Source organism: Pseudozobellia thermophila (assembly GCF_900141855.1).
In the GTDB taxonomy this organism is placed as follows: Bacteria; Bacteroidota; Bacteroidia; order Flavobacteriales; family Flavobacteriaceae; genus Pseudozobellia; species Pseudozobellia thermophila.
Genome location: NZ_FQYU01000002.1, coordinates 1,118,144 through 1,143,101, shown reverse-complemented (window position 1 = coordinate 1,143,101; position 24,958 = coordinate 1,118,144). Strand labels below are relative to the sequence as shown.

Sequence of the window (24,958 nt, the reverse complement as noted above, 5' to 3'; positions counted from 1 at the left end):
TACGCTAAAAGCATCGGCCTATAAAGATATGAGTCAAAAAGTACTTCTTTCCGCCAAGGAAATCAATATCATACTCCACCGTTTGGCTTGTCAACTATTGGAAAACCACCTTGATTTTAAGGATACCGTTCTTATTGGTTTGCAACCGAGGGGGACCTTTGTCGCCAAAAGGCTCACCCAGATTCTCAAAGAGGAATACGGTGTCGGTCATATCGACGTCGGTTTTCTTGACATTACTTTTTATAGGGACGATTTTAGAAGGGGCGATAAAACTTTGGAGGCGACCAAGACCAAGATCGATTTTTTGGTCGAGGATAAAAAAGTGGTGCTGATCGACGACGTGCTCTATACCGGCCGCAGTATTCGGGCGGCCCTCACGGCGATACAGTCCTTTGGCAGGCCTTCCGAAATAGAACTATTGACCCTTATCGACCGTCGATTTAGCAGGCATCTGCCGATACAGCCCAATTATAGGGGCAGGCAGGTCGATGCCATAAACGAAGAGAAAGTAAAGGTCCTTTGGAAGGAAAACGACGGGGAGGATGTAATTTACCTGATAAATAAATAACAATGGGCGAACTAAGTGTAAAGCACTTATTGGGAATAAAATATCTGAACGAAAAAGATATACAGCTCATCTTTGAGACCGCAGACCATTTTAAGGAAGTTATCAACAGGTCGATCAAAAAGGTACCTTCCCTGCGCGATATTACGATTGCCAATATATTTTTTGAGAACAGTACCCGTACCAAACTCTCCTTTGAGTTGGCCGAAAAAAGGCTGTCTGCCGATGTTATCAATTTTTCGGCGGGCCAATCGTCGGTCAAAAAGGGGGAAACCTTGATCGATACCGTTAACAACATTCTTTCGATGAAAGTCGATATGGTCGTTATGCGGCACCCCAACCCGGGAGCGGGTATTTTTTTGGCAAGACACGTAGGGGCCTCCATCGTAAATGCGGGCGATGGTGCACATGAACATCCTACCCAGGCGCTTTTAGACTCGTATTCAATACGAGAAAGGCTAGGCGATGTGGCGGGCAAAAATGTCGTCATTGTAGGCGATATACTGCATTCCCGGGTGGCCCTGTCGAACATTTTCGCGTTGAGACTGCAGGGGGCGAACGTAAAGGTATGCGGCCCCAAAACCTTGCTGCCCAAGTACATCGAGTCATTGGGGGTAGGGGTGGAGACCGATCTGCGAAAAGCCTTGAATTGGTGCGACGTGGCCAATATGTTACGCATTCAGAACGAACGGCTGGATATCAGTTATTTTCCGACGACGAGGGAATATACCCAACAGTTCGGGGTGAATAAAAGGCTCTTGGACAGCTTGGACAAGGAAATTGTGATCATGCATCCCGGTCCTATCAACAGGGGGGTGGAAATTACTACCGATGTAGCGGATTCAAAGCAATCCATTATTCTCGATCAGGTAGAGAACGGTGTGGCCATTCGTATGGCGGTTATTTATCTTTTAGCTTCAAAAATTAAATAATGTTAAGGTTATGATTTTCGATTCTGACGGTACTACCACTATCGTTTTTCAAGAAAAAGCCACGCTTTCGGCATTCTTGAAGAACCTGAACGACGCCTATCCCAAAATTAAGAACGAGCATATCATCGTCAACCTCTTCTCTTTTTCAAAATTGAAGGCCGATGATTTACTTGAGTTTTTGCAACTTAGCGATGCGCATAGAAAACGCAACAAATCCTTCGTGCTTGTCACCGACAAGGTGTCTTACGACGATGTGCCCGATTCCATTTGTGTGGTACCCACGATTCAGGAAGCCCACGATATTATAGAAATGGAGGAAATTGAACGAGATCTCGAATTATGAACGAATACCACCTGGCCCAGGTCAATATAGCCCGGATGCTTGCCCCGATAGATAGTGAGGTAATGCAAGATTTTGTAAACAATCTAGACCGTATAAATGGCTTGGCCGAAAAAAGTATCGGTTTTGTTTGGCGCTTGGAGGGAGATGAGGGCAACGCGACCGCCCTCCGTATCTTCGAAGACGATTTTTTGATTGTCAATATGTCGGTTTGGAGGTCTAAGGAGGCCCTCTTTAATTTTACCTACGCTTCCCAACATGTCGGGGTGTTGAAACGCAAAAAGGAATGGTTTCATAAAATGACCGACAGGCACATGTGCCTTTGGTACGTTCCTGCCGGTACCGAACCCACGCCCGCCGATGCCAAACTGCGATTAAGGTATTTGAACGAACATGGCGATTCGCCCTATGCTTTTGGGTTCAAAGGACGTTATACTGTTGAAGAGGCACTGAATTACAAAGTGAAAAGTTAATGAAGCTTCATATCCTGGGCTGCTATGCCGCTACACCACGTACCTTGACAAACCCGACCTCACAGGTTCTTGAAATGAAGAACCAGCTTTTTCTTATCGATTGCGGAGAAGGTACCCAAGTGCAGTTGCGTAAGTATAAAATTAAGTTTTCGCGCATCAACCACATCTTTATCTCGCATTTGCACGGCGACCACTTTTTCGGTCTTCCGGGCCTTATTTCGACCTTTCGTTTGTTGGGCAGGGAAAAGGAACTGCATGTGCACGGCCCCAAAGGAATAAAGGAAGCCATTACGCTTTTGTTGAAGTTGGGCGACTCGTGGACCAATTACCCGTTGGTTTTTCACGAACTGTCTTCCCTTGGGCCGGAGCTGGTGTATGAAGACGATACCGTGGCCGTTACTACCATTCCCCTCGAGCATAGGGTGTATACCAATGGTTTCCTGTTCAGGGAAAAGCCGGGGGAAAGAAAGCTCAACGTCGATGCCGTGGCCAAGTACAAAGTAGATAGGGCCTATTTTAGAAATATAAAGAACGGTAAGGACGTGCTTATGGACGACGGTAGCGTGCTGGTGAATTCCGAGCTTACGTACGACCCCCCGAAACCCAAAAGTTATGCCTATTGCAGCGATACGGCCTATAAGCCCGATATCGTTGAACAGATAAGTGGCGCCGATGCCCTCTATCACGAGTCGACTTTTCTGGAGTCGGAGGCACATCTTTCTGCAAAGACCAAGCATGCCACGGCCAAGGAGGCCGCAAGCATAGCCAAATCGGCCAATGTAGGTGCCCTGGTACTTGGGCATTACTCTACTCGGTACAAGTCGATTGCCCTTTTTAAGGAAGAGGCCCAAGAAATCTTTCCAAACGTGTATCTGGCCGACGACGGAAAAGTTTTTGAGTTTTAGGATATTTCTTTTTCAGTTACTGATCTTTTCCTGAACTTTGATATTCAAGTTTAAAGTGTTTTGAATATGCAAAGAGATTTAGGGGAATATCGCAAAACCTACCAAAAAAGTGAGCTGACGGAAGAAGGGATCCCCGATGACCCCATGCAATTGTTCCAAAAGTGGTTCGACGAGACCGAAGCCTCAAATAGCATTGAAGAGCCCAATGCCATGACGGTATCCACGATCGGGGTCGACGGCTATCCAAAAAGTAGGATCGTCTTGCTGAAAAAGCTTACCGGCGAGGGTTTTGTTTTTTATACCAACTACAATAGCGAAAAGGGTAGGGCCATCGCCCAAAACCCCAATGTGGGCATTTCGTTTTTCTGGCCAAGTATGGAGCGCCAGGTCATCGTAAAGGGCAGGGCCCGGAAAGTCGACCCGTCGACTTCCGACGCCTATTTTAACTCGAGGCCCGAAGGCAGCAAATTGGGGGCCCTGGCTTCCGACCAAAGCTCGGTCATACCTTCGAGGGAGTATCTCGAGGAGCGCTTGGCCCGTCTGGCCGACCAGTTTGAGGGTAAGGAAATCGAAAGGCCCGAACACTGGGGCGGGTATATCGTAAGACCGATGTCCGTCGAGTTTTGGCAGGGCCGTCCCAATCGCTTGCACGATAGGATCTTGTACACCCGCCTGGAATCCGAAGATTGGAGCAAAGAACGCCTGGCGCCCTAAACCAATAAATAAATAACCCATGAAAAATCTAATTTTGGTCCGGCATGGAAAATCGTCTTGGGACTATTCGGTAAGTGACAAGGATAGGCCCTTGAAGGAGAGGGGAATAAACGATGCCCTTTTGGTTGCCGATATTTTTGGCAAACAGAACGTGCATATAGACGCTGCGTATTCCAGTCCGGCCAATAGGGCCTTGCATACATGTATGATATTTCTAAGGAGGCTCGACTTTTCCTTTGCCGATTTTCAGGTAGTGGAGGGGCTGTACGATTTTTCGGGTGAGAGCGACCTTCAGTTTATAAAAAGTCTGGACGATGGTTTGGAGACCGTCATTATTTTCGGCCACAACCACGCCTTTACATATCTTGCCAATTCTTTAGGAAATAGTTATATTGACAACGTTCCTACAAGCGGGTTGGTCCATTTGCGATTCGATACCAACACGTGGGAGTCAATTTCAAAGGGAACGACAATTCAAACAATTTTTCCGAAAGAGAACAGATAGATGATAAAAACAAAACCCCGGTACATTAACAGGGAAATCAGCTGGTTACGTTTCAATGAACGTGTTTTGCAGGAGTGTGAGGACCAGAATGTGCCCCTGATCGAAAGACTGCGTTTTTTAGGTATATTTTCAAACAATTTGGATGAGTTCTTCAAGGTTCGCTATGCAACGGTCAAGCGCATTTTCGAGGCAGGTAAGTCCGGAAAAAGCGTTTTGGGCGGTGAACGGGCCAAAGATTTGCTTGAAGAGATAACCGCGATCGTGATCGATCAACAGCGAAAAAGTGTCGAAATCCTCGAAAAAATACAAAAGGAGCTCGAAGAACAGAACATCTATTTGTTGAATGAGACCCAATTGTCGGAAAAACAGGGGGCTTTTGTTAAAAAGTACTTTCTTCAAAAAGTGAGTCCGCAGTTGATGACCATTATTTTGAACGATTTGGCGGAGTTCCCCATGCTTAAGGATACGGCGGCCTACTTGGCCGTTAAGATGATTCTTAAAAGTGACGACCGTACCAAAAGTACCTATGAAAAAAGGGAGAAGCGCTATGCCTTGATTGAAATTCCGAAAGGTATCGACCGCTTTATCGTACTTCCAAAGGAAGGGGATAAAAACTTCATTATTATTCTCGACGATATGATCCGGTACTGTCTCGATAGCGTTTTTCCTATGTTCGACTACAAGTCCATATCCTCGCACATGATAAAGATTACGCGCGATGCCGAGTTGGACATCGATAACGATTTGAGCAAGAGTTTTATAGAAAAAATCAGCTCTAGTGTCGAACACCGAAAAATCGGTGATCCGGTACGCTTTGTCTACGACAAGAATATCGGGGAGGATACCTTGGAGTTCTTGAAGGAAAAGATGGAAATTGAGGACGCGGATAGTGTTATACCGGGAGGTAGGTACCACAACAAGCGCGATTACATGGGCTTTCCCAGTTTGGGCAGAAACGACCTGATGTACGATAAAATTACGCCGCTGCCCGTAAAGGGCCTTAACCTTGAAGGCAGCCTTCTGGAAAAGATCGCCGAGAAAGATTACCTGCAATATACCCCCTACCATACCTTTTCCTATGTGCTCAAATTTCTGAGGGAGGCCGCATTGGATCCAAAAGTAAAGGCGATCAAGATCACCGTTTATCGCTTGGCCGCCAATTCGCAAGTTGTGGCATGCCTTTCGAATGCCGTCAAGAACGGTAAGCAGGTTACCCTACAGATCGAACTCCGGGCACGCTTCGACGAGCAGGCCAATATCAAGTATGCCGAACAGTTGCAGGCCGAAGGGGTAAAGGTCATCTTTGGTGTCCCTGGGTTAAAGGTACACAGTAAGATCTGCCTTATAGAGCGTGAGGAAAACGAGGAGGTAAAGAGATATGGTTTTATCAGTACGGGCAATTTTAACGAGTCTACCGCCAGAATTTATACCGATTACACCTTGTTTACCGCCGATGACCGTATTCTAAAGGAGCTTAACAAAGTGTTCGATTTCTTCGAGACTACCTACAAGATCAACAAATACAAACACCTGATCGTGTCGCCGCACTACACCAAGAGTTTTTTTAGAAAAATGATCGATAGGGAAATAGCGAACGCGAAGGCGGGAAAAGAGGCGTTTATCCGGATCAAAATGAACAGTTTTACCTCGTATAAGATGGTCGACAAGCTCTATGAGGCCAGTAATGCGGGGGTAAAGGTCCAATTGATCATTAGGGGGATATGCTGCCTTATACCGGGCATTAAGGGGATGAGCGAAAATATTGAGGCCATTAGCGTGGTCGATAAGTTTTTGGAGCACCCCCGTTTGTTTATTTTCTGCAACGATGGCGATACCAAGGTCTTTATTTCGTCCGCCGATTTTATGACGCGAAACTTGGAAAACCGGGTGGAAGTAGGATGCCCCATCTACGACGAGGACATTAAGCAAGAATTGATCGACACCTTCGATATTTCATGGAACGACAACGTAAAGGCCAGGATCTTTGACGAGGAGCAGCGCAACCTCTACCGAAGGAACGACAAGCCCAAGTTACGGTCGCAGTTTGCCATGTACGACTATTATCGCGATAAACTGGGCGTATCCGACAATATCGACGAGAGCATCGATATGTAGGCCAGGTGCCTACCGGTTTTGCCCGAATGTCCTAAAGCGGTCAGCCGTGAACGGTTTCCTTTTTGCCGAGGTTTTTCATAATTCCGGCCTCGTACTCCAATAGGTCGTTCCATTTTTTATCGACCTCTTCGCGGTCACCATACTTTCGGGCAAATTTGAGGAACATGGTGTAATGGCCGGCCTCGCTGACCATCAACTTGTGGTAGAATTCGGCCAGTTCCTTATCCTTCAGTTGTTCGGAAAGTAACCTGAAGCGCTCACAACTTCGGGCCTCGATCAAAGCGGCATAGAGGAGCCGGTGTACCAGTTGGTTGGTTCGGCTTCCCCCTTTTGGGAAGAATTTCATCAACTCAACGACGTATTCGTCCTTACGGTACCTGCCTAGGGTGATGCCCCGGGCGATAATACGGTCGTGTACCATTTTAAAATGCCCCATTTCCTCGCGGGAAAGGGCAATCATTTCCTCGACCAAATCAGGGTGTTCGGGAAAACTGATGATAAGCGATATGGCCGTACTGGCCGCTTTTTGCTCACAGTAGGCGTGGTCGATTAAAATTTCGTCGATGTTTTTCTCAACAATATTCACCCATCGGGGATCGGTAGGAAGCTTTAGGCCGAGCATAATTCTTAATTTTTTGTAAAATTAGCAAGAATCTTGCGAATGTCGGGCTAGATTTTGATCAGTTTCCCTTTGGAATAATTAGATTTGTAGTTAGTTGTTTTTTATCCTGGTCGTGAGGGTAAATAATGATGGTATAATTCGTAAGCCTAAACCAAACCATGAATTCTATCCATGCCGAAGGGGAGCTTGAATCGCTCCTGAAAAACAATTTGGACGAGACCGCCTTTCAATGGTTGACCTCAAAAATAGATAGCGTTATCAGTTCCGAATCCGCAAGGGACCTCTACCTGACCTACAGCCTATTGGCCAATAAGGTCGGGCAAGGGACGAAATTGGAGCTGGACCTAAAAGACGATAAACTGCGGTCTTACCTGGAATGGCAAAAGGCAGATGCACTTCAAATGGCCCGGATTTACCTGCTCATCAAGGTACTGAAGGCCAAGCCCGATTATTTTGAACCCAAGGTGGCCAACCTGATACAGGTGGCCGATACGGGAGAATTGGTCACTTTCCTGAAATTTTTGATATTGCTGCCCAATGCCGAAAGGTACAAGCATACCGCGGTCGAAGCCCTGCGAACCAATATAGCCACGGTCTTCGAGGCCATTAGTATGAACAATCCCTACCCCGCTGCCTATTTCAACGACCAGCAATGGAACCAAATGTACTTAAAGGCGGCATTTATGCAGTTCGACCTTTCACAAATTTTGGATGTCGACAAACGGGCGAACAAGGATTTGGCGCGGATCATATCGGATTATGCCCACGAACGCTGGGCCGCTTCAAGGGATATCGATCCCCTGTTTTGGAGGCCCGTATCGCAATTTATCGACCCGTATTTGTTGGACGATATGAAAAAGCTCCTGGAAAGCGATAAGGTCGAAGAAAACAAGGTGGGGGCTTTGTGCTGCTATAACTCATCCAATCGGGAAGCCAAAGAACTTGTAAAGAATTATACGCAACTATACGACCAGGTGAGGGACGGTGAAATCACCTGGGATAATGTAATAAACTAATTATGGAAGATAAAATGATGATAATTGATCCGCACGTGCATATGACGTCGCGTACAACCGATGATTACGAGGCAATGGCGGCGGCCGGCGTCGTGGCCGTAATAGAACCCTCTTTTTGGTTGGGCCAGCCACGCACCCAAGTAGGGTCTTTTCAAGATTACTTTAGCAGCTTGGTGGGCTGGGAGCGCTTTCGTGCGAGCCAGTTCGGCATACAACACTATTGCACCATCGGCCTTAACTCCAAAGAGGCCAATAATGAGGCCTTGGCCGAGGAGGTAATAGAGTTGCTTCCGCTTTACCTTCATAAGGAAAATGTCGTTGCCGTGGGCGAGATAGGGTACGACGACCAGACCCCGGCCGAGGACAAGTATTTTAGAATGCAGCTCGAAATGGCCAAGGAGCTCGATATGGTCGTGCAGGTACATACGCCCCACCGCGATAAAAAGGCGGGAACCCTAAAAAGTATGGAGGTCTGTTTGGAACACGGCCTAGATCCCGGCAAGGTGGTTATCGACCACAACAACGAAGAAACGGTCAGGGATGTGCTCGATAGGGGCTTTATAGCGGCCTTTACCATCTATCCGAAGACAAAGATGGGCAACGAGCGTATGGTAGAGGTGGTCAGAAAATTCGGTAGTGACAATATTATTGTGGACAGCTCGGCCGACTGGGGCGTAAGCGATCCCTTGGCGGTACCGAAAACGGCTTCCCTAATGCTTAAACGGGGCATTGCCAAGGAAGACGTGCACAAGACCTGCTACCAGAACGCACTGGACGTTTTTAGCTATAATGGCAAAATGAAGGAAGAAGATTGGTTGAACCCCAAAGGTATCAACCAGGCCCAGTTGTATAACGACAATAGCGTTCTTCGCGGTCAGGAACCCCGTATAGATGCCGATCAGATAAAATAATGGCTGCTCCCTTGTTGCTTGCCTATGCCCGTTTGGCCCGACCGGCCAACCTACCGACCGCAGCTGCCGATATTTTCGCCGGTGTGGCCGTTGGGGGACTGTTTGCATCCTCTGTCGAAACGGGTATGGCCTCTGCGGCGATTGTCGATGCGCTCTATTTGGTATTCGCATCGGTGTTTTTGTATGCCGGAGGGGTTATCTTAAACGATGTCTTCGATTATAAGATCGATAAGGTCGAAAGGCCCGAACGACCGATTCCTAGCGGTATCGTTTCCCTGTCGGCGGCATCGGTATACGGAGGGGTGGTTTTGGCCATTGGCGTGCTCTTGGCCTTTTTGGTTTCGACCTTGTCGGGAATTTTGGCCATAGCCTTGGCCCTTTCGATCCTACTTTATGACGGTGTGGCCAAAAAGTACGATTTTTTTGGCCCGCTGAGTATGGGGCTTTGTCGGGGGCTGAACCTCATTATGGGAATGTCCTTGCTCGGTAACCTGCAACTGTGGTGGCTGGCGGCCATACCCGTGGTCTACATTTTTGCCATTACCTTGATAAGTAGGGGCGAGGTACATGGGAAGAACAAGAACGATATCGTTTTGGCCGGGGTACTTTATCTGGCGGTACTCTTAGCTGTGTTATCGGCCGCTGCATTTTATACGGATTCCTTTTTGATTACGTTGTTATATTCGACACTATTCGCTTTTATGGTTTTTCGCCCTTTGGTCAAGGCTTATTCCGATAACTCGCCGAAGAACATCAAGAAGGCCGTAATTGCCGGGGTCATGTCGCTGATCATATTGGATGCCGCCATAGGGGCTGCGTTCTCGGTTTGGTGGTACGGTTTGGCCATATTGGCCTTGCTGCCCATTTCGATGGCGCTCTCTAAACTTTTCGCCGTCACTTAGGGCGCCTGTAAAAAAAATATATAGCATGTTTAAAACAATTGAACGGAATTTTAAGGTCGAATATCAATACAGGCTCTTCTTTGCCCAAGGCTTGTTCAAGGAGGACAATACCTTGTTCAGGGACTTGGTCAAAGGGTATAAGGACGAGCCCGTAAAGCTCCTTTTTGTAATCGATAGTGGAGTGGCCGGTGCACACCCGTCGTTAATGGACGAAATTAGCGCGTATTGCAGGACCTATTCCGAAAACCTTATACATACCCAAAGTATCGTCGTGCAAGGGGGGGAGGCCTGTAAAAACGGTGAAGAACACGTAAACAAGGTACTCAATGCCATCAATGAATATGCCATTTGCCGGCATTCCTTCGTCGTGGCCATAGGCGGGGGAGCGGTTATCGATATGACGGGGTACGCGGCCGCCATTGCCCATAGGGGCGTCAAGCTGATACGTATCCCTACTACGGTGCTTTCCCAGAACGATTCGGCCGTAGGGGTAAAGAACAGTATCAATTTCTTTGGAAAGAAGAACTTTGTGGGAACCTTCGCCCCTCCCTATGCCATTATCAACGATACCGATTTTTTAAGGACTTTGGAGCATCGGGACTGGATATCGGGCGTGGCCGAGGCCTTAAAAGTGGCCCTGATCAAGGATATAGACTTTTTCAAGTACCTCGAAGACAACGCCATGAAACTTGCAAAAAGGGATATGGAGGCCATGCAGTACACCATATACCGCTGCGCCGAAATGCATATGGACCATATTGCCGAGGGAGGCGACCCCTTTGAAAGCGGCTCTTCAAGACCGCTCGATTTCGGGCACTGGGCGGCCCATAAACTGGAACAAATGTCCCATTACGCGCTTAGGCATGGCGAGGCGGTTGCCAAGGGCATTGTGCTCGATGTCGCCTATGCCAGGCTGATCGGACTGATTACCGAGAAAGACCTTTACCGCATCGTATCGGTGTTTCAAAATATAGGTTTCGACCTAAGCCTGCCCATTGGTTCGGAAAGGGAGACCGACGAACTATTGAAGGGAATTCAGGAGTTCCGGGAGCATTTGGGCGGCCAGTTGACCATTACCTTGATTTCGGCAATTGGGGTAAAGCACGATGTTCATGAAATAGATGGGGCGCTTATGAAAAAGGCCTTAAATTTGGTTAACGAAATCTCTGAATCTAAAGCCGTATAATTTTGCATATCAATAAAGATTTTCAACTTACCTATTGCACCAATGTACACCCGGGATCCGATTGGGAGACCACCTTTGAGAGTATTAAAAAACACGTTCCGGAAATAAAAAGGCAAGTTGCCGACGATCGGCCTTTTGGCCTTGGCCTACGCCTTTCGAACAAGGCCAGCGAGGAACTGGGCACGGGGCAACGCCTTACCGAGTTCAGACAATGGCTCGATACCAACGGCCTTTACGTATTTACCATGAACGGGTTTCCCTATGGGAATTTTCACAACGAACGGGTCAAGGACGATGTTCATGCACCGGATTGGACAACAAGGGAGCGTTTGGTCTATACCAAACGAATGTTCGACCAGTTGGCCGCTATACTTCCCGATAGACTCTCCGGGGGCATTTCAACGTCTCCCGTAAGCTATAAATATTGGCACACTTCGGAAGAGGCCACAAAAGAGGCTTTTGATACCGGAGCTAAAAATATGGTTGAGGTAGCCGTGCATTTATATAAAATAGAACAGGAAACAGGACAATACCTGCACCTCGATATTGAGCCCGAACCGGACGGGATGCTCGAAAATAGCGAGGAGGTACTGTCTTTTTTTTCCGACTACCTCCTTCCCGCCGCCAAGGTGTATTTAGGGGCCGAGTTGGATATGGACGGGGTACGGGCCGAGGAAGTGCTGAGAAGGTATATTACGGTCTGTTACGACGTATGCCATTTTTCGTTGGCCTTTGAAGAACCGCGTGACACTTTTGAACGCTTGGCCAAGGCAGGTATCCGAATAGGAAAAATACAGGTTAGCGCCGCCCTGAAGATCATAGCCGACCCCAAGGGCAACGAGGCGATTTGGGAGGCTTTGTCGCACTTTGATGAGCCGGTATACCTGCATCAGGTTACCGAACAAATCGATGGAAGGGTAAAGACCTATAACGACCTTCCGATCGTACTAAAGGAGAAAAAGGCATTTGAAGAGTTAAGGGCGCATTTTCACGTACCCGTTTTCCTGGAGAAATTTGGGGTGCTTTATTCCACCCAAGACCATATTCTAAAAGTGGTGGAATACCTGAAAGAACACCCTGTCTCAGAACATTTGGAGGTTGAGACCTATACGTGGGACGTACTTCCTCCCGGCTTAAAAAAAGACTTGACAGAATCGATAGTAAGGGAATTGAACTGGCTTATTGAAAAGTTCTAAAAAATGAAGAAAACGGTAGTTATAAACGTGGTTGGGCTTACCCAACGGCTTATCGGGGAACACACCCCGTTCATAGAATCGTTTTTGAAAAATGGAAGGTCGGCCTATATCGACCCGGTCGTTCCTGCGGTTACCTGTTCGGCCCAGTCTACTTATTTGACCGGAAAACTCCCTTCGGAACACGGTATCGTGGGTAACGGTTGGTATTTTAAGGACGAATGTGAGGTTAAGTTCTGGAGGCAGTCGAACAAGCTTGTACAGGCCGAAAAAATTTGGGACAAGCTCAGGAAACAAGATCCCCATTTTACCTGCGCCAATATGTTCTGGTGGTACAATATGTATTCTACCGTGGATTTTAGCGTTACGCCCAGACCCAATTACCTGGCCGACGGACGTAAAATTCCCGATATCTATTCCCATCCTGCCGAACTTCGCGATACCCTTCAAAACGAACTGGGCACCTTTCCCTTGTTTCAGTTTTGGGGACCGAAGACATCGATAAAATCGAGTAAATGGATAGCCGATGCCACCATTCGTACCGACGAGATGCACGACCCGACCCTGTCTTTGGTGTATCTTCCTCATTTGGACTACAACATACAGCGGCACGGACTGGATTTCAAGAAAATAGGAAAAGATTTAAATGAAATAGATGGTGTGGTAAAACAATTGGTGGGTCATTTTAAGAAGAGGAACGCGCAGGTAATCCTTCTTTCCGAATACGGTATCACCAATGTGAACAATCCTGTGCACTTGAACCGAATTTTGCGTTCGAAGGGCTATTTGGCCGTACGTGTGGAAAGAGGTCTCGAGCTATTGGATGCGGGGGCCAGCAAGGCTTTTGCGGTAGCCGACCACCAAGTGGCCCATATTTATTTGAACGACCCAACGGTCAAGCAAGAGGTAAAGGCCCTTTTGGAGACCGTTACGGGCGTTGAGAAGGTGTTGTCGGGCGAGGAGTTGGAAAAGGCCGGTCTCGCCCATGAGCGATGCGGGGACCTAGTGGTCTTGGCGGGACCCGAATCGTGGTTTACCTATTACTTTTGGTTGGACGACAAAAAGGCGCCCGACTACGCGAGAATGGTCGATATACATAAAAAACCGGGATATGATCCGGTCGAAATGCTGACCGACCCGAAAGATAAACTGGTCATGCTTAAGGTCGTGGGTAAATTGTTGAAAAAGAAGATGGGCTTCCGTACGGTCATGGATATCATTCCCCTCGACGCCACCTTGATCAAGGGGTCGCATGGGCGGGTTCCGGAGGATAAGGCCGATTTCCCTATATTTATTTCCGACAACCCCACGGCATCGTTTGCCAAGGAAATCAAGGCGACCGAGGTTTTTGGCTTGTTGGAACATCACCTAACGGAAAATTTATGAAAAAACTGTTCAAGGCCTTGGGCCTAATTTTTGCAGGATTGTTCATTTGGGCGGCCTATCTGCAATACAATGATCCCGATGCCTTTTTATGGTATATAATTTACGGCTTGGCCGCTTTGGGTTCCCTCTTTTTCGCCTATGGCAAATTGGGTTTCGTCCCTTCCTTTGTCCTGTGTTTGGCGTATTTGGTGGCCACTGCTTTTTTATGGCCCGACAAGTTCGAGGGGTTTACCATTGGGGAAGGTGATATCGTAAACATCGAAAGGGGCCGTGAAGCTTGCGGAATGCTGATCGTGGCCATGGTTTTCTTGGTGTATTCGCTTAGGATCCGATATCGTAAAGATAGGGAGCGGACCAATTAAAGATCGAGGTCGAAGGTTTGCCTCAAAAGGTCTATGGCCGGGTTCTTTTCCCTGAGTTTTTCATACTTTTCCTCCGGTGTAAAGGCAAATTTCTTGGCGGTTTCCTCGTTGACGGTAATCTTAAGGTTTATAAAATGATTGTTCAGTTTCGATTTGAGATATTCCATCAAATCGTACTGTTCCCGCTCTATTTCCTTCTTCATCGTACTGTTCGGAAGTTCTATCCAAATCGTGGTATCTTGTAGGAGTTTGGGTACGTCCGAACTTAGGTTCGACGCCAGGATCTTACGGCCCTTGGCATCGATTTCATTCACGAAATCGGCCCAATGGCGTTGCATTTCCTCTTCGGTAAAGGGCGACCTGGGCAAACTATTCTCATCAATGGTTTGGTCCTTCTTATTGTTTTCGTGGGCCTTTTTTGCCTTTAGGCTGGATAAGGAAAGGGCCGAAATCCGTTTGTTGGCGATGTCCAACTTTAACTTTTGGTCTTTTTCGGAAAGCAAATCGGGGCCTTTGTCCGTGTTTTGTTCAATCTGGGGCTCAAGCTGGGGCTCGGGCTCGGCTTCGGCAAGGGCCACTTCCACTTCCTTTTCCATAGGGGCCTTTTGTCCGGCCTCTTTTTCCACTACAACCGCAGGGGCGGGTGGTACCGGTGATGGCTTCGGTGCTTGGGAGGTACCATCCCCGGTCGGGTTGGGCTGGGGCGACGGTGTTGCTGTACCTGCATCGGTGGTGGCCGATGCGGGCCTTGCCTTTTTAAAATGGGAAGCAGGGGCAATTGGGGGCTCTTGACCTAAGGCAAGGCCGTTGCCGTCAAGGTTTTTTTTTTCGCTCCCAAAACCTATGGAAGCCAGTTTCATTAGGGTCAGTTCGACCAGCAACCGCTGGTTTTTACTGGTCTTGTACTTCAGATCGCAGTCGTTGGCCAGATCAAGGGCCTGGAGCAGGAAGCTGTTCCCCGTTTTTCGGGATTGCTCCAAATAGTGCTGCTTTGCCGTGTCGCCGACTTCGAGTAGGTTGATCGTATCTTGATGTTGGCACACCATTAAATCCCTAAAGTGCGATGCAAGTCCGCTGATAAAATGATGGCCATCGAAACCCAGTGACAAGGTTTTGTTGAACAGTAACAGCAGGTCGGGAATGTTGTGTTCCAAGATTAAATCGGTGGCCTCGAAATAGGTGTCGTAGTCGAGCACGTTCAAGTTTTCGGTTACCGCTTTTCGGGTGAGTTCCTTGCCCGAAAAACTGACGACCCGGTCAAAGATGGAAAGGGCGTCCCTCATGGCACCGTCCGCTTTTTGGGCGATGATGTGCAGGGCGTCGTCCTCGGCTTCGATACCTTGGTTTTCTGCTATATATTTTAAATAGTTTGCGGCGTCTTTGACCGTAATCCGCTTAAAGTCGAATATTTGGCACCTCGATAATATCGTGGGTATAATTTTGTGCTTTTCGGTGGTCGCCAAAATAAAAATGGCGTGCTTGGGAGGCTCTTCCAAGGTTTTTAAAAAGGCGTTGAAGGCCGATTGCGAGAGCATGTGCACCTCGTCGATGATATAAACCTTGTACTTGCCTACTTGGGGAGGGATACGGACCTGGTCGATAAGGTTGCGAATATCGTCTACCGAGTTGTTGGAGGCCGCATCGAGTTCAAAGATATTAAAGGCGAAATCTTCGTCTTCCCTTTCGGTACCGTCTTGGTTGATCTTTTTTGCCAAGATACGTGCGCAAGTGGTTTTTCCGACCCCCCGTGGGCCACAAAAAAGGAGCGCTTGGGCCAAGTGATCGTTTTCAATGGCATTGGTCAGGGTGTTGGTAATGGCCTGTTGCCCAACAACGTCTTTGAAGGTTTGGGGTCTGTACTTGCGTGCCGATACTACAAAAGGTTCCAATAGAAATGAATTAGTGATACATAATTCGTAAGTACAAATATAAAAATAGCTGGGCTTCGATCGTTTTATTTCGAAGCGATAAAGTCTTAATTTATCAACAATTAGTCTAATTTTGCCGTGAGCAGGCCACCTTGTCGCTGCCATCCGAATTATTTCGGGTGGGAGAGGAAAGTCCGGACACCACAGTGCGGCATAGCGGGTAACGCCCGTCGTCCGTTTTTTTGACGGATAGGACAAGTGCAGCAGAAAGAATGTACAGGTAAGGCTGTAGTGAAATCAGGTAAACTCTATGCGGTGAAACGCCATGTATATCGGTGTTTGAGGGTTGCACGCCCAAGCCGAAGGGTAGGCGGTTCGATTCCAGCAGCAATGTTGGAACTAGATAAATGACAGGGAAGGGCCTTCGGGCCTTACAGAATCCGGCTTATGGCCTGCTTATTTTTTTTGTAAATGATGGTGTTTCCCTTTATGGGGTTCCGCCGTTATCGAAAAAACTGAAAACGCTGCCTCCGTATTTTCGTTTTTCGCTAAAATGATCGAGGTGGGACAGGTCCATATGGCTGGCGTGCTCAATGATCAAGGCCCCATTCGCTTGCAACATCTTCCTTTTAAATACCAAGTTCGGAATCTTTTCGAATTCGGCCAGTTCCATATCATAGGGCGGGTCGGCAAAAATGATGTCTTCCTTGCCCATCGATTTTTCCAAATAATCGAAGACATTGGCCTTTATGGCGTTTATTGGAAATTCAAGGGCTTCGGAGGTTTCGTTTATAAACTTTACGCAGCCGTAATGGTTGTCTACCGCCGTGATACGTCCTGTGCCCCTGGAGGCAAACTCATAGGCGATATTCCCGGTGCCGCTAAAAAGGTCGAGCACCGAAATTTCATCAAAATAATAGCGGTTGTTCAGGATATTGAAAAGGGCCTCCTTGGCCATATCGGTAGTAGGCCTGACCGGCAGTTTTTTCGGGGCGGCAATGCGTTTTGCCTTGTGTGTTCCGGAAATAATTCGCATTACAGGGCGTTTATGACGGTAAAATCTATGGCATCCCTACTACTGCCGTAATAGGCATGGGGGCCGAAATCGGGAACGAAAATAGATACGTTCTTGATATACCGATAGCAGATGTCGTAAATCTCGTCTCCTTCGTCGACAGCTCCAAAAAGCTTTAGGGGTACGGTTTCCGAATCGAGCTTTAACTGTTCGAGGGCAAAGAGAAGGTAGTATAAAAAATCTTCCTTGGTGTTGTAGAGGTAGCTGTTGAACAGAAGCAGTTTCTTTTGGTCGATTATGGTGAGGTCCATTTGCCTTTCCTGGACATAGACGAAACAGACCGCTTGCTTTGCCTGGGTGTATCCGTTCAAAAGCGACTCGACCATTACGGTTCCGTTGTGCTTAAAGGTAAATTCTCCAAACAGTTCGTATATGTAATTGTTGATGTTTACAAAGGGTACATAAACATTGACAATATCGTGGCTTTCGAACTCGTCGTAGGCCAAATGGTCGTTGGCCAATATCTTCGCGTTGAACTTTAGGTAGTTGGCCAATTCTTCGGTACTGAACAGTGATTTGGGAACGAGTCCGAAAAGGGCATTTCTGTGTACGACGACCACTTCGGCAAAGCGTTCATCCGCCAAGTCGTTCTTTTGAAAAAGTTGTTTTAAGTGTTTGAGGACCTCGTATGGGGTGAGTGTTTTTTCAAAGGAAAGACGTTCCGATTTGAGGACCGAGTTCGATTCGGAATCGAAAGCACAAAAAGAAAGTCCATTCAGGCCGACCTGAATGGACAATTTTTTAAAGTTATCTTCCGAATGATCGGTGATGTTATTTATCGCCTTTTTTGTCATAGACAGGTGGCCAGTTACCGCTTGTACTAACTTCGTTCATGGAGCCTACCTTGATTGTCGGCCCGTTTACCTCATCCACACCGATTTCCGCCTTTTCCTTGTCCAAAAGGGTTTTGGGTTGGTCGTAAAGTATTACGGACTTGTCTACCTTTACTTCAAAAACAGGGGCCCTGTAACCACTTTTTTCAATGAAGCCGGCATCCATCTCAAATTTTTCGCCATTTTGGGCGAAAGGTACTTCCGCCAAACTTTTATAACGATTGTCGTTTTTGAAAAGTGAATCCCTAACCGCTACCGTACCTAGGGTATCGATGATTTTTACCTCTTTCAACAAATCGATCTGGTAGGTCTTGTCAAATTCCATATATGAAGAGTCGCGCTGCTGGGTAATGGTGTACATTCCCGTATCGATGAACTTGATCAGACTGTTGAAATCCTTGGCGTAGCGTTTGTTAACCGTTTTGTAGGCCTCCTGTGCGTTTCTTATATCCTTAAGTTTGTGGATAACCTGTGCAAAACGCTCCTGCTTCACTTTATTAAATTCGATTGGGCCTGTTACGGATTGGTAAATGGCATATCCCAGTCCTATACAAACGATCCAAAGTACAATTTGAATTACGGTCTTCATTTTTCTATTAGTGTATTTAAATTTAGTGGTTAGGACAAATCTACAATTTTTTTTCAATCGCAAAAGTATTTACAGTAAAAATCATGTTTATCTTTGAGCACTATGGTCAGTCTAACAGATGCTTCTTTTTATCGTTTATTGGTCGAAAAATTTCCCCACGAGCCTACCTTGAACCAATCGGTCGCCTTACAGAAATTGTCGACTTTCGTTTTGTCGAAAAACACCGATACGGTCTTTATGCTAAAAGGTTTTGCCGGAACGGGAAAGACCACTTTGATCGGTACCCTCGTCAATACGCTTTGGAAAACGACACAGAAGGCGGTGTTGATGGCCCCTACGGGGAGGGCGGCCAAGGTAATGTCCAATTACTCGGGTACCCAGGCCTATACCATTCATAGAAAGATCTATTTTCCGAAAAAGCAGGGTACCGGCGGGGTGCAGTTTGTGCTGGCGCCCAATAAGCACAGAAATACCATATTTATCGTTGATGAGGCTTCGATGATACCCGATGCCCCGGTCGATTCGAAATTGTTCGAGAACGGCGCCCTTCTAGACGATCTTTTGATGTATGTCTATTCGGGCCATAATTGCAAATTGGTTCTGATCGGCGATACCGCCCAGTTGCCCCCCGTTCATCTGGACCTTAGCCCGGCCCTTGATGCCGATAGGTTGGCCCTGAACTACAACAAGGAAGTCGTCAAGTTGGAACTCGATGAGGTGGTACGGCAGGCGGAGGACTCGGGTATTCTGGCCAACGCCACCTTGCTTCGCGAACACCTTCAAGGGAGCTTCTATGAGGGCTTCAAGTTTAATGTTGCACCTTATAAGGATATTGTCAGGCTTATCGACGGGCACGAAATACAGGAAGCTATCGATACCTCGTATTCGGAGAACGGAAAGGAGGAAACGACCTTTATCGTACGCTCGAACAAAAGGGCGAACCTATATAACGAGAACATTCGCAGCCGCATTTTGTTTTTGGAGAGCGATCTGGCCGTCGGCGACTATATGATGGTGGTGAAGAACAACTACTTTTGGCTCAAGCCGAACAGCGAGGCCGGCTTTATTGCAAATGGCGATATTATCGAGGTTCTGGAGATTTTTTCCATCAAGGAGCTATACGGTTTCAGGTTTGCCGAGGTAAAGGTACAAATGGTCGATTATCCGAACCAAAAACCCTTTGAGACCGTGTTGTTGCTCGATACCATAAAGGCGGTTACCCCCTCGTTGTCGTACGAAGATGGGAATAGGCTTTATCAGGAGGTGATGAAGGATTATGCACACGAAAAGTCGAAGTACAGGAAATTTCTCGGGGTAAAGAACAACAAATATTTCAATGCCCTGCAGGTCAAGTTCTCCTATGCCATAACCTGCCATAAATCACAGGGTGGCCAATGGAATACCGTTTTTGTCGAACAGCCCTACCTGCCCAACGGGATCGATAAGGAATACCTGCGATGGCTCTATACGGCCGTAACACGGGCTAAAAAGCAGCTCTATCTTATCGGGTTTAAAAGCGATTTTTTTCTTGATGGGGAATGACTTAAATTCGTAGCCTTAAAGTAGTTATCCCATTTTAAAGTTTCTGAAGCCGTACGGAGACGCTGAAATTTGGCCTGTTGGGCTGCTTTATCGAATTGAATATGCGCTAAGAACAATTGACAAATGACTTCAGAGACCATCATAAGTATTTTTTTGGGTGTGGGCCTGGCCGCTTCGGTCGGTTTTCGCGTTTTTCTACCTCTTTTCGCCCTGAGTCTGGCGGCCTATTTCGATCTGTGGCAACTGAACCAAAGTTGGCAATGGATCGGCAGTTTGGCGGCCGTACTGACCCTGGGGGTGGCTACCATTGTTGAAATCTTTGCCTATTTTATCCCTTGGGTTGACAATCTTTTGGATAGTTTTGCCGTTCCGTTGGCAGCTATTGCAGGTACTGCCGTTATGGTGTCAACGGTAGCGAACCTGGATCCATTGGTCACCTGGTGTTTGGCCATCATCGCAGGCGGTGGCACGGCCACGGCCATTAAGGGCGCCGGGGCCACAAGTAGGTTGGCCTCAAGTACCACGACGGGCGGACTGGGCAATCCGGTCATTTCGACGGTTGAAACGGGTACGGCCATGGTGGTGACCACGGCGTCGATCTTTATGCCGGTACTGGCCGCCGTCTTAGTGATTTTTATTTTGGTCGTTATTTTTACGATTTACCGAAAATTAAGACCAAGGGCCAGGACCGGACGATAAGGTGGGGCCCATGATCAATAGCAGGGCAAACCACAAGGCAAAGTTTTGAAACCCAGGTCGATTTCAATATGTATAGAAACTAAAATTCATAAGAGATTTTGAAAATCATAGCTATGATTCCGGCCCGCTATGCGGCCTCTAGATTCCCGGCGAAATTGATGCAGGACTTGTCGGGAAAACCGGTGATCCTTCGAACGTACGAAGCTGCCGTAAGAACCGAACTTTTTGAAGAGGTATACGTCGTAACCGACAGCCCGCTTATTTTTGAAACCATTACCAATGCGGGTGGAAAGGCCATCATGAGCCAAAAGGAGCACGATTGCGGAAGCGATCGGATCGCCGAGGCAGTGGCCGATATGGATGTCGATATCATCGTAAACGTACAGGGCGATGAACCCTTTACCGATAGACAGAGCCTGGCCGGGGTACTTGAAGTTTTTCATACGGACGATAAAAGGGAAATCGACCTGGCCTCCTTAATGGTCAGGATCGATGACGACGAAGAGATACAAAACCCCAATACCGTAAAGGTTATCGTAGACAACCGCAGTTTTGCACTGTATTTTTCGCGTTCCCCGATACCATTTCACCGGAACAGCGAAATCGATGCCGTTTATTATAAGCACAAGGGCATATATGCGTTTCGCAAAAGCGCCTTGATGGATTTTCACAGGCTGCCCATGTTGCCCCTTGAAGCGACCGAAAAAATTGAGGCCATTCGATACCTGGAGTACGGAAAAAAGATCAAAATGGTCGAAACCGACGTTACCGGCATTGAAATCGATACCCCCGACGATCTGAAAAAGGCACAGAAGGCATGGAAGTAGACTTTAGCAATATCAAGGTAATCGGCTTCGATGCCGACGATACCCTGTGGGTCAACGAAACCTATTTTAGAAATACCGAAGAACAGTTTGCCTCCCTTTTGGAGCGTTACGAGACCAAAAACAAGATCGATCAGGAACTCTTCAGGATGGAGATCAAAAATTTGGAGCTCTACGGCTACGGCGTCAAGGGCTTTGTTTTGTCAATGATCGAATCGGCGCTCGAATTATCGAACAACCGCATTTCGGCACAAACGATCGGCGAAATATTGCAGTTGGGAAAAGACATGTTGCTTCAGCCCGTCGAATTGTTGAAGGACGTAAAGGAGGTTTTACGGCAATTACAGGGCAGGTACCGATTGATCGTACTTACCAAGGGCGACCTTTTGGACCAGGAACGTAAGCTCGAAAAATCGGGCTTGTCGAAATACTTTCACCACGTAGAGGTCTTAAGCGACAAGAAAGAGGACAATTACCGTCATTTGCTCGATCATCTACAGGTCGATGTCAAGGAATTTTTGATGATCGGAAACTCCTTAAGGTCCGATGTGCTGCCCTTGTTGAACATTGGGGCCCAGGCCGTGCACGTCCCCTTTCATACCACTTGGCAGCACGAGGAGGTGAAAATAGAGGAAAACGATTATGATTATTTAAAAATAGGCAAGCTCTCCGATATTCTTGGATATTTGAAGTAGGGTGGGCGACCTGACGGGTCTTATCGCCTTTGGGGCGATACATAATTTAGATTGGATGTATATGGAGTTTAATAAGAATCAGGGAATACAGCAAGTTGCTTCTAAGCCAAAGACCAACTATAAAAACTTCCCCATGGTTCCAAGGGTTATTTTTGGAAAAGGCAGTTTTGATCAATTGGGGGAAATTTTGCTTCCCAAGAGACGGCACGCCGAGGCGCCGTTTATCTTTTTGGTCGACGATGTTTTTGAAGGAAGGGAGCTGGCCGAGCGCATTCCCCTGCTTTTCAACGATCGGATCATCTTTGTTTCGGCGGACGAGGAGCCCAAGACCGACCAGGTCGACGCACTGGTCGAAAAGGTCAGGGACGACTACGGGGAGCTGCCCTCGGGTATCGTGGGTATTGGCGGGGGAACCTTGATGGACCTGGCCAAGGCGGTATCCATCCTATTGACCAATAAGGGAGGGGCATCGCAATACCAAGGATGGGACCTGGTTCGGCAACCGTCCGTTTACCACGTCGGCATTCCGACCATTAGCGGCACCGGGGCCGAAGTATCGCGTACTACGGTGCTTTTGGGACCTGAAAAAAAGCTGGGCATCAATTCCGATTATACCACTTTTGACCAAGTGGTCCTCGATCCCGACCTGACCCAGGGGGTTTCCAAGGAACAGTGGTTCTATACGGGAATGGATTGTTATATACATTGTATCGAATCGCTACAGGGTACCTATCTCAACGCCTTTAGCCAAAGCTATGGCGAAAAGGCGCTCGATTTGTGCAAAGAGGTGTATCTGGGCGATATTTCGACCGAAGAATCGCGCGAGAAATTGATGATGGCCTCTTGGCACGGGGGGATGAGCATCGCCTATTCACAGGTGGGGGTGGCCCATGCCATGAGTTATGGCCTAGGCTTTGTACTCGGCGTCAGGCATGGAATCGGCAACTGTTTGGTGTTTCAGCATTTGGAGGAGTTCTATCCCGAGGGGGTGGCAACCTTTAAGGAGATGCAGAAAAAACACGGTATCGTAATGCCCAAAGGGGTCTGCTCCGATTTGACCGACGACCAGTTCCACACCATGATCTCGGTGGCAATGGGTATGGTCCCGTTATGGGAAAATGCGCTCGGACGGCATTGGCGGGAGGTCGTTACGCCGGATAAGCTGGAAGGAATTTATAGAAAGATTTAAATTTCATTTCGGTATTTTTGCGTTGCACGCCGTACTTGGTGTGTTATGGAATCATCGAGAAAATAATCAAAACTAGATCCTACCGTGCAGCAACTGGCCCGATTTATTTTTTACAAGGTATTGGGGTGGCAAATGGTGGGTACCTTTCCCGGCCATTTGAAGAAGTTCGTGATTGCCGTGGTGCCACATACCAGCTTTGTCGATTTTTTCTTGGGGGTGCTCGTTCGTGCCGTATGGAAGGAACCTATCAATTGGATCGGAAAAAAGAGCCTTTTTAAACCGCCCTTCGGTTGGTTCTTTAGGAAGATGGGAGGAGCGCCCATCGACAGAAGCCGTAAAAGCGACACGGTTTCCTCTACCGTCCAAATTTTCAATGAAAGGGATGTCTTTCGTCTTACCATTGCCCCGGAAGGAACCCGAAAAAAGGTAAGTCGTTGGAAAACGGGATTTTACTATATCGCCCTCTCGGCCCAAGTGCCGATTGTTCTCGTGGCCTTTGATTTTGGTAAAAAGCAAATCAAAATTTCGGAACCTTATACCCCAACAGGCGACATAGAGGCCGATTTGGCCCTATACCAGACGTTTTTCGAAGGGGTCGAGGGATATAAAAGACGTTGATTCGACCGAACATGGCCCGTTGGTCCGAACCGTCAAAAGCGTCGTTAACACCTTTGGCAATGTTTGGTGCCAGGGCTTGGTTTTATTCCTGCATCGTGTGGTACACGTTCTGCACATCGTCGTCTTCCTCTATTTTTTCGAGCAGTTTTTCAACGTCGGCCGCTTCTTCCTCGGTAAGTTTCTTGGTCACTTTCGGGATGCGTTCAAAACCGGAGGATAGAATTTCTATTCCCCTGTTCTCAAGTTCCTTTTGTATGGCCCCAAAGCTTTCGAAAGGGGCATATATCAAAATACCGTCGTCATCCACAAAGACTTCCTCCGCGCCAAAATCGATCATTTCGAGCTCGAGTTCCTCGGGGTCGATACCCTCGGCAGGAATCCGGAAATTACAGGTGTGGTCGAACATGAATTCTACGGAACCCGAGGTGCCCAGGCTACCATCGCATTTGTTGAAATAACTTCTGATATTGGCGACGGTCCGCGTGTTGTTATCGGTAGCGGTCTCAATTAAAATGGCAATGCCATGGGGGGCATAACCTTCGTAAAGTACTTCCTTGTAATCGCCCAAACTTTTGTCGGAAGCTCTTTTTATGGCCCGTTCAATATTGTCTTTCGGCATATTGACGGACTTCGCATTTTGAATTACGGCTCTTAATTTAGAGTTTGAGGCCGGGTCGGGGCCGCCTTCCTTAACGGCAATGACAATGTCTTTGCCTATTCGTGTAAAGGCTTTGGACATTGCAGACCATCTTTTCAATTTTCTTGCCTTCCTAAATTCAAAAGCTCTTCCCATAATTTTTGAATACTAATGTTATAATGGTCGCAAATTTAAAAAAATGTTCGACTACTAGGAAAATAAAGGCAGTTGTGTCACTTTCAATAAGAAATAGCCCCTATGG

The 24,958-nt window shown here is 47.4% G+C and carries 27 protein-coding genes and 1 other RNA gene; 22 read left to right on the top strand and 6 right to left on the bottom strand.

The window, feature by feature from the left end:
• Positions 1 to 28: 28 nt before the first annotated feature.
• From pyrR to ppk1, 8 genes are all read left to right on the top strand, one after another.
• Positions 29 to 568, top strand: coding sequence for a bifunctional pyr operon transcriptional regulator/uracil phosphoribosyltransferase PyrR (gene pyrR, locus BUB37_RS09890; RefSeq protein WP_072992870.1), 540 nt, complete (start codon positions 29 to 31; stop codon positions 566 to 568).
• Positions 569 to 570: 2 nt separating this feature from the next.
• Positions 571 to 1,497: an aspartate carbamoyltransferase catalytic subunit gene (locus tag BUB37_RS09885; protein WP_072992497.1), complete on the top strand. Its 927-nt coding sequence runs from the start codon at positions 571 to 573 to the stop codon at positions 1,495 to 1,497.
• A 10-nt stretch (positions 1,498 to 1,507) separates the two neighbouring features.
• Positions 1,508 to 1,840, top strand: a complete 333-nt coding sequence (locus BUB37_RS09880) for a ribonuclease Z (protein ID WP_072992494.1) — start codon at positions 1,508 to 1,510, stop codon at positions 1,838 to 1,840.
• Positions 1,837 to 2,310 (top strand): DUF3291 domain-containing protein, encoded by a 474-nt coding sequence (locus tag BUB37_RS09875; RefSeq protein ID WP_072992491.1) that lies wholly within the window; start codon positions 1,837 to 1,839, stop codon positions 2,308 to 2,310. The genes BUB37_RS09880 and BUB37_RS09875 overlap by 4 nt, the downstream gene beginning before the upstream one ends.
• Positions 2,310 to 3,215 carry a ribonuclease Z gene (locus BUB37_RS09870; RefSeq protein WP_072992489.1) on the top strand — a complete coding sequence of 302 codons (906 nt, stop codon included), beginning with the start codon at positions 2,310 to 2,312 and terminating at the stop codon, positions 3,213 to 3,215. Before BUB37_RS09875 ends, BUB37_RS09870 begins: the two co-directional genes overlap by 1 nt.
• Positions 3,216 to 3,281: 66 nt before the next feature.
• Positions 3,282 to 3,929 (top strand): pyridoxamine 5'-phosphate oxidase, encoded by a 648-nt coding sequence (gene pdxH, locus BUB37_RS09865; RefSeq protein ID WP_072992486.1) that lies wholly within the window; start codon positions 3,282 to 3,284, stop codon positions 3,927 to 3,929.
• Between the two features lie 19 nt (positions 3,930 to 3,948).
• Complete coding sequence (locus BUB37_RS09860; RefSeq protein WP_072992485.1) at positions 3,949 to 4,434, top strand: SixA phosphatase family protein; 486 nt, start codon at positions 3,949 to 3,951, stop codon at positions 4,432 to 4,434.
• Complete coding sequence (gene ppk1, locus BUB37_RS09855) at positions 4,435 to 6,549, top strand: polyphosphate kinase 1 (RefSeq protein WP_072992483.1); 2,115 nt, start codon at positions 4,435 to 4,437, stop codon at positions 6,547 to 6,549.
• A gap of 40 nt (positions 6,550 to 6,589) precedes the next feature.
• Here the strand turns inward: ppk1 and miaE are convergent, their stop codons facing one another.
• Entirely contained in the window at positions 6,590 to 7,171 is a 582-nt protein-coding gene (gene miaE, locus BUB37_RS09850) for a MiaE family protein (protein ID WP_072992481.1), read from the bottom strand.
• Positions 7,172 to 7,329: 158 nt separating this feature from the next.
• Between miaE and BUB37_RS09845 the strand changes: the two genes are divergently transcribed.
• From BUB37_RS09845 to BUB37_RS09815, 7 genes are read left to right on the top strand one after another with little or no spacing between them, the layout of a single operon-like run.
• Positions 7,330 to 8,187: an EboA domain-containing protein gene (locus tag BUB37_RS09845; RefSeq protein WP_072992479.1), complete on the top strand. Its 858-nt coding sequence runs from the start codon at positions 7,330 to 7,332 to the stop codon at positions 8,185 to 8,187.
• A 2-nt stretch (positions 8,188 to 8,189) separates the two neighbouring features.
• Positions 8,190 to 9,098 (top strand): TatD family hydrolase, encoded by a 909-nt coding sequence (locus BUB37_RS09840; protein ID WP_072992477.1) that lies wholly within the window; start codon positions 8,190 to 8,192, stop codon positions 9,096 to 9,098.
• Positions 9,098 to 10,000, top strand: coding sequence for a UbiA-like protein EboC (eboC, locus tag BUB37_RS09835; RefSeq protein WP_072992475.1), 903 nt, complete (start codon positions 9,098 to 9,100; stop codon positions 9,998 to 10,000). The genes BUB37_RS09840 and eboC overlap by 1 nt, the downstream gene beginning before the upstream one ends.
• A gap of 25 nt (positions 10,001 to 10,025) precedes the next feature.
• Positions 10,026 to 11,186: a 3-dehydroquinate synthase gene (locus BUB37_RS09830; RefSeq protein WP_072992473.1), complete on the top strand. Its 1,161-nt coding sequence runs from the start codon at positions 10,026 to 10,028 to the stop codon at positions 11,184 to 11,186.
• A 2-nt stretch (positions 11,187 to 11,188) separates the two neighbouring features.
• Positions 11,189 to 12,382 carry a metabolite traffic protein EboE gene (gene eboE / locus BUB37_RS09825; protein ID WP_072992470.1) on the top strand — a complete coding sequence of 398 codons (1,194 nt, stop codon included), beginning with the start codon at positions 11,189 to 11,191 and terminating at the stop codon, positions 12,380 to 12,382.
• Positions 12,383 to 12,385: 3 nt separating this feature from the next.
• Complete coding sequence (locus BUB37_RS09820; RefSeq protein WP_072992467.1) at positions 12,386 to 13,765, top strand: alkaline phosphatase family protein; 1,380 nt, start codon at positions 12,386 to 12,388, stop codon at positions 13,763 to 13,765.
• Positions 13,762 to 14,127 (top strand): transmembrane 220 family protein, encoded by a 366-nt coding sequence (locus tag BUB37_RS09815; RefSeq protein WP_072992461.1) that lies wholly within the window; start codon positions 13,762 to 13,764, stop codon positions 14,125 to 14,127. The genes BUB37_RS09820 and BUB37_RS09815 overlap by 4 nt, the downstream gene beginning before the upstream one ends.
• Here the strand turns inward: BUB37_RS09815 and BUB37_RS09810 are convergent.
• Complete coding sequence (locus tag BUB37_RS09810) at positions 14,124 to 16,016, bottom strand: DNA polymerase III subunit gamma/tau (protein ID WP_072992458.1); 1,893 nt, start codon at positions 16,014 to 16,016, stop codon at positions 14,124 to 14,126. The two genes, BUB37_RS09815 and BUB37_RS09810, sit on opposite strands and share 4 nt — an antisense overlap.
• A gap of 118 nt (positions 16,017 to 16,134) precedes the next feature.
• Between BUB37_RS09810 and rnpB the strand changes: the two genes are divergently transcribed.
• An RNA gene (rnpB, locus tag BUB37_RS09805) (RNase P RNA component class A) lies at positions 16,135 to 16,458 on the top strand.
• A gap of 24 nt (positions 16,459 to 16,482) precedes the next feature.
• On the opposite strand, the gene BUB37_RS09800 is transcribed toward rnpB, so the two are convergent.
• The 3 genes from BUB37_RS09800 to BUB37_RS09790 are packed head-to-tail and all read right to left on the bottom strand — an operon-like array spanning position 16,483 to position 18,492.
• Positions 16,483 to 17,031, bottom strand: coding sequence for an RsmD family RNA methyltransferase (locus tag BUB37_RS09800; RefSeq protein ID WP_072992456.1), 549 nt, complete (start codon positions 17,029 to 17,031; stop codon positions 16,483 to 16,485).
• Positions 17,031 to 17,864 (bottom strand): DUF3822 family protein, encoded by an 834-nt coding sequence (locus tag BUB37_RS09795; RefSeq protein ID WP_072992454.1) that lies wholly within the window; start codon positions 17,862 to 17,864, stop codon positions 17,031 to 17,033. The genes BUB37_RS09800 and BUB37_RS09795 overlap by 1 nt, the downstream gene beginning before the upstream one ends.
• Positions 17,842 to 18,492 carry a hypothetical protein gene (locus BUB37_RS09790; protein ID WP_072992452.1) on the bottom strand — a complete coding sequence of 217 codons (651 nt, stop codon included), beginning with the start codon at positions 18,490 to 18,492 and terminating at the stop codon, positions 17,842 to 17,844. The genes BUB37_RS09795 and BUB37_RS09790 overlap by 23 nt, the downstream gene beginning before the upstream one ends.
• Before the next feature lie 102 nt (positions 18,493 to 18,594).
• Between BUB37_RS09790 and BUB37_RS09785 the strand changes: the two genes are divergently transcribed.
• The 6 genes from BUB37_RS09785 to BUB37_RS09760 all read left to right on the top strand — a co-directional run bounded on the left by BUB37_RS09785 (position 18,595) and on the right by BUB37_RS09760 (position 24,059).
• Entirely contained in the window at positions 18,595 to 20,034 is a 1,440-nt protein-coding gene (locus BUB37_RS09785; protein ID WP_072992451.1) for an ATP-dependent DNA helicase, read from the top strand.
• Positions 20,035 to 20,157: 123 nt separating this feature from the next.
• On the top strand, positions 20,158 to 20,733 hold the full coding sequence (locus tag BUB37_RS09780; protein WP_072992449.1) for a DUF4126 domain-containing protein: 576 nt from the start codon (positions 20,158 to 20,160) through the stop codon (positions 20,731 to 20,733).
• 113 nt (positions 20,734 to 20,846) lie between these two features.
• Complete coding sequence (gene kdsB / locus BUB37_RS09775) at positions 20,847 to 21,560, top strand: 3-deoxy-manno-octulosonate cytidylyltransferase (RefSeq protein WP_170863148.1); 714 nt, start codon at positions 20,847 to 20,849, stop codon at positions 21,558 to 21,560.
• Entirely contained in the window at positions 21,551 to 22,252 is a 702-nt protein-coding gene (locus tag BUB37_RS09770) for an HAD family hydrolase (protein WP_072992445.1), read from the top strand. The genes kdsB and BUB37_RS09770 overlap by 10 nt, the downstream gene beginning before the upstream one ends.
• A gap of 133 nt (positions 22,253 to 22,385) precedes the next feature.
• Positions 22,386 to 23,441 carry an iron-containing alcohol dehydrogenase family protein gene (locus BUB37_RS09765; RefSeq protein WP_244526788.1) on the top strand — a complete coding sequence of 352 codons (1,056 nt, stop codon included), beginning with the start codon at positions 22,386 to 22,388 and terminating at the stop codon, positions 23,439 to 23,441.
• Positions 23,442 to 23,525: 84 nt separating this feature from the next.
• Positions 23,526 to 24,059: a 1-acyl-sn-glycerol-3-phosphate acyltransferase gene (locus tag BUB37_RS09760; RefSeq protein WP_072992443.1), complete on the top strand. Its 534-nt coding sequence runs from the start codon at positions 23,526 to 23,528 to the stop codon at positions 24,057 to 24,059.
• Positions 24,060 to 24,141: 82 nt separating this feature from the next.
• On the opposite strand, the gene BUB37_RS09755 is transcribed toward BUB37_RS09760, so the two are convergent.
• Entirely contained in the window at positions 24,142 to 24,852 is a 711-nt protein-coding gene (locus BUB37_RS09755) for a YebC/PmpR family DNA-binding transcriptional regulator (RefSeq protein WP_072992440.1), read from the bottom strand.
• Positions 24,853 to 24,958: the final 106 nt, after the last annotated feature.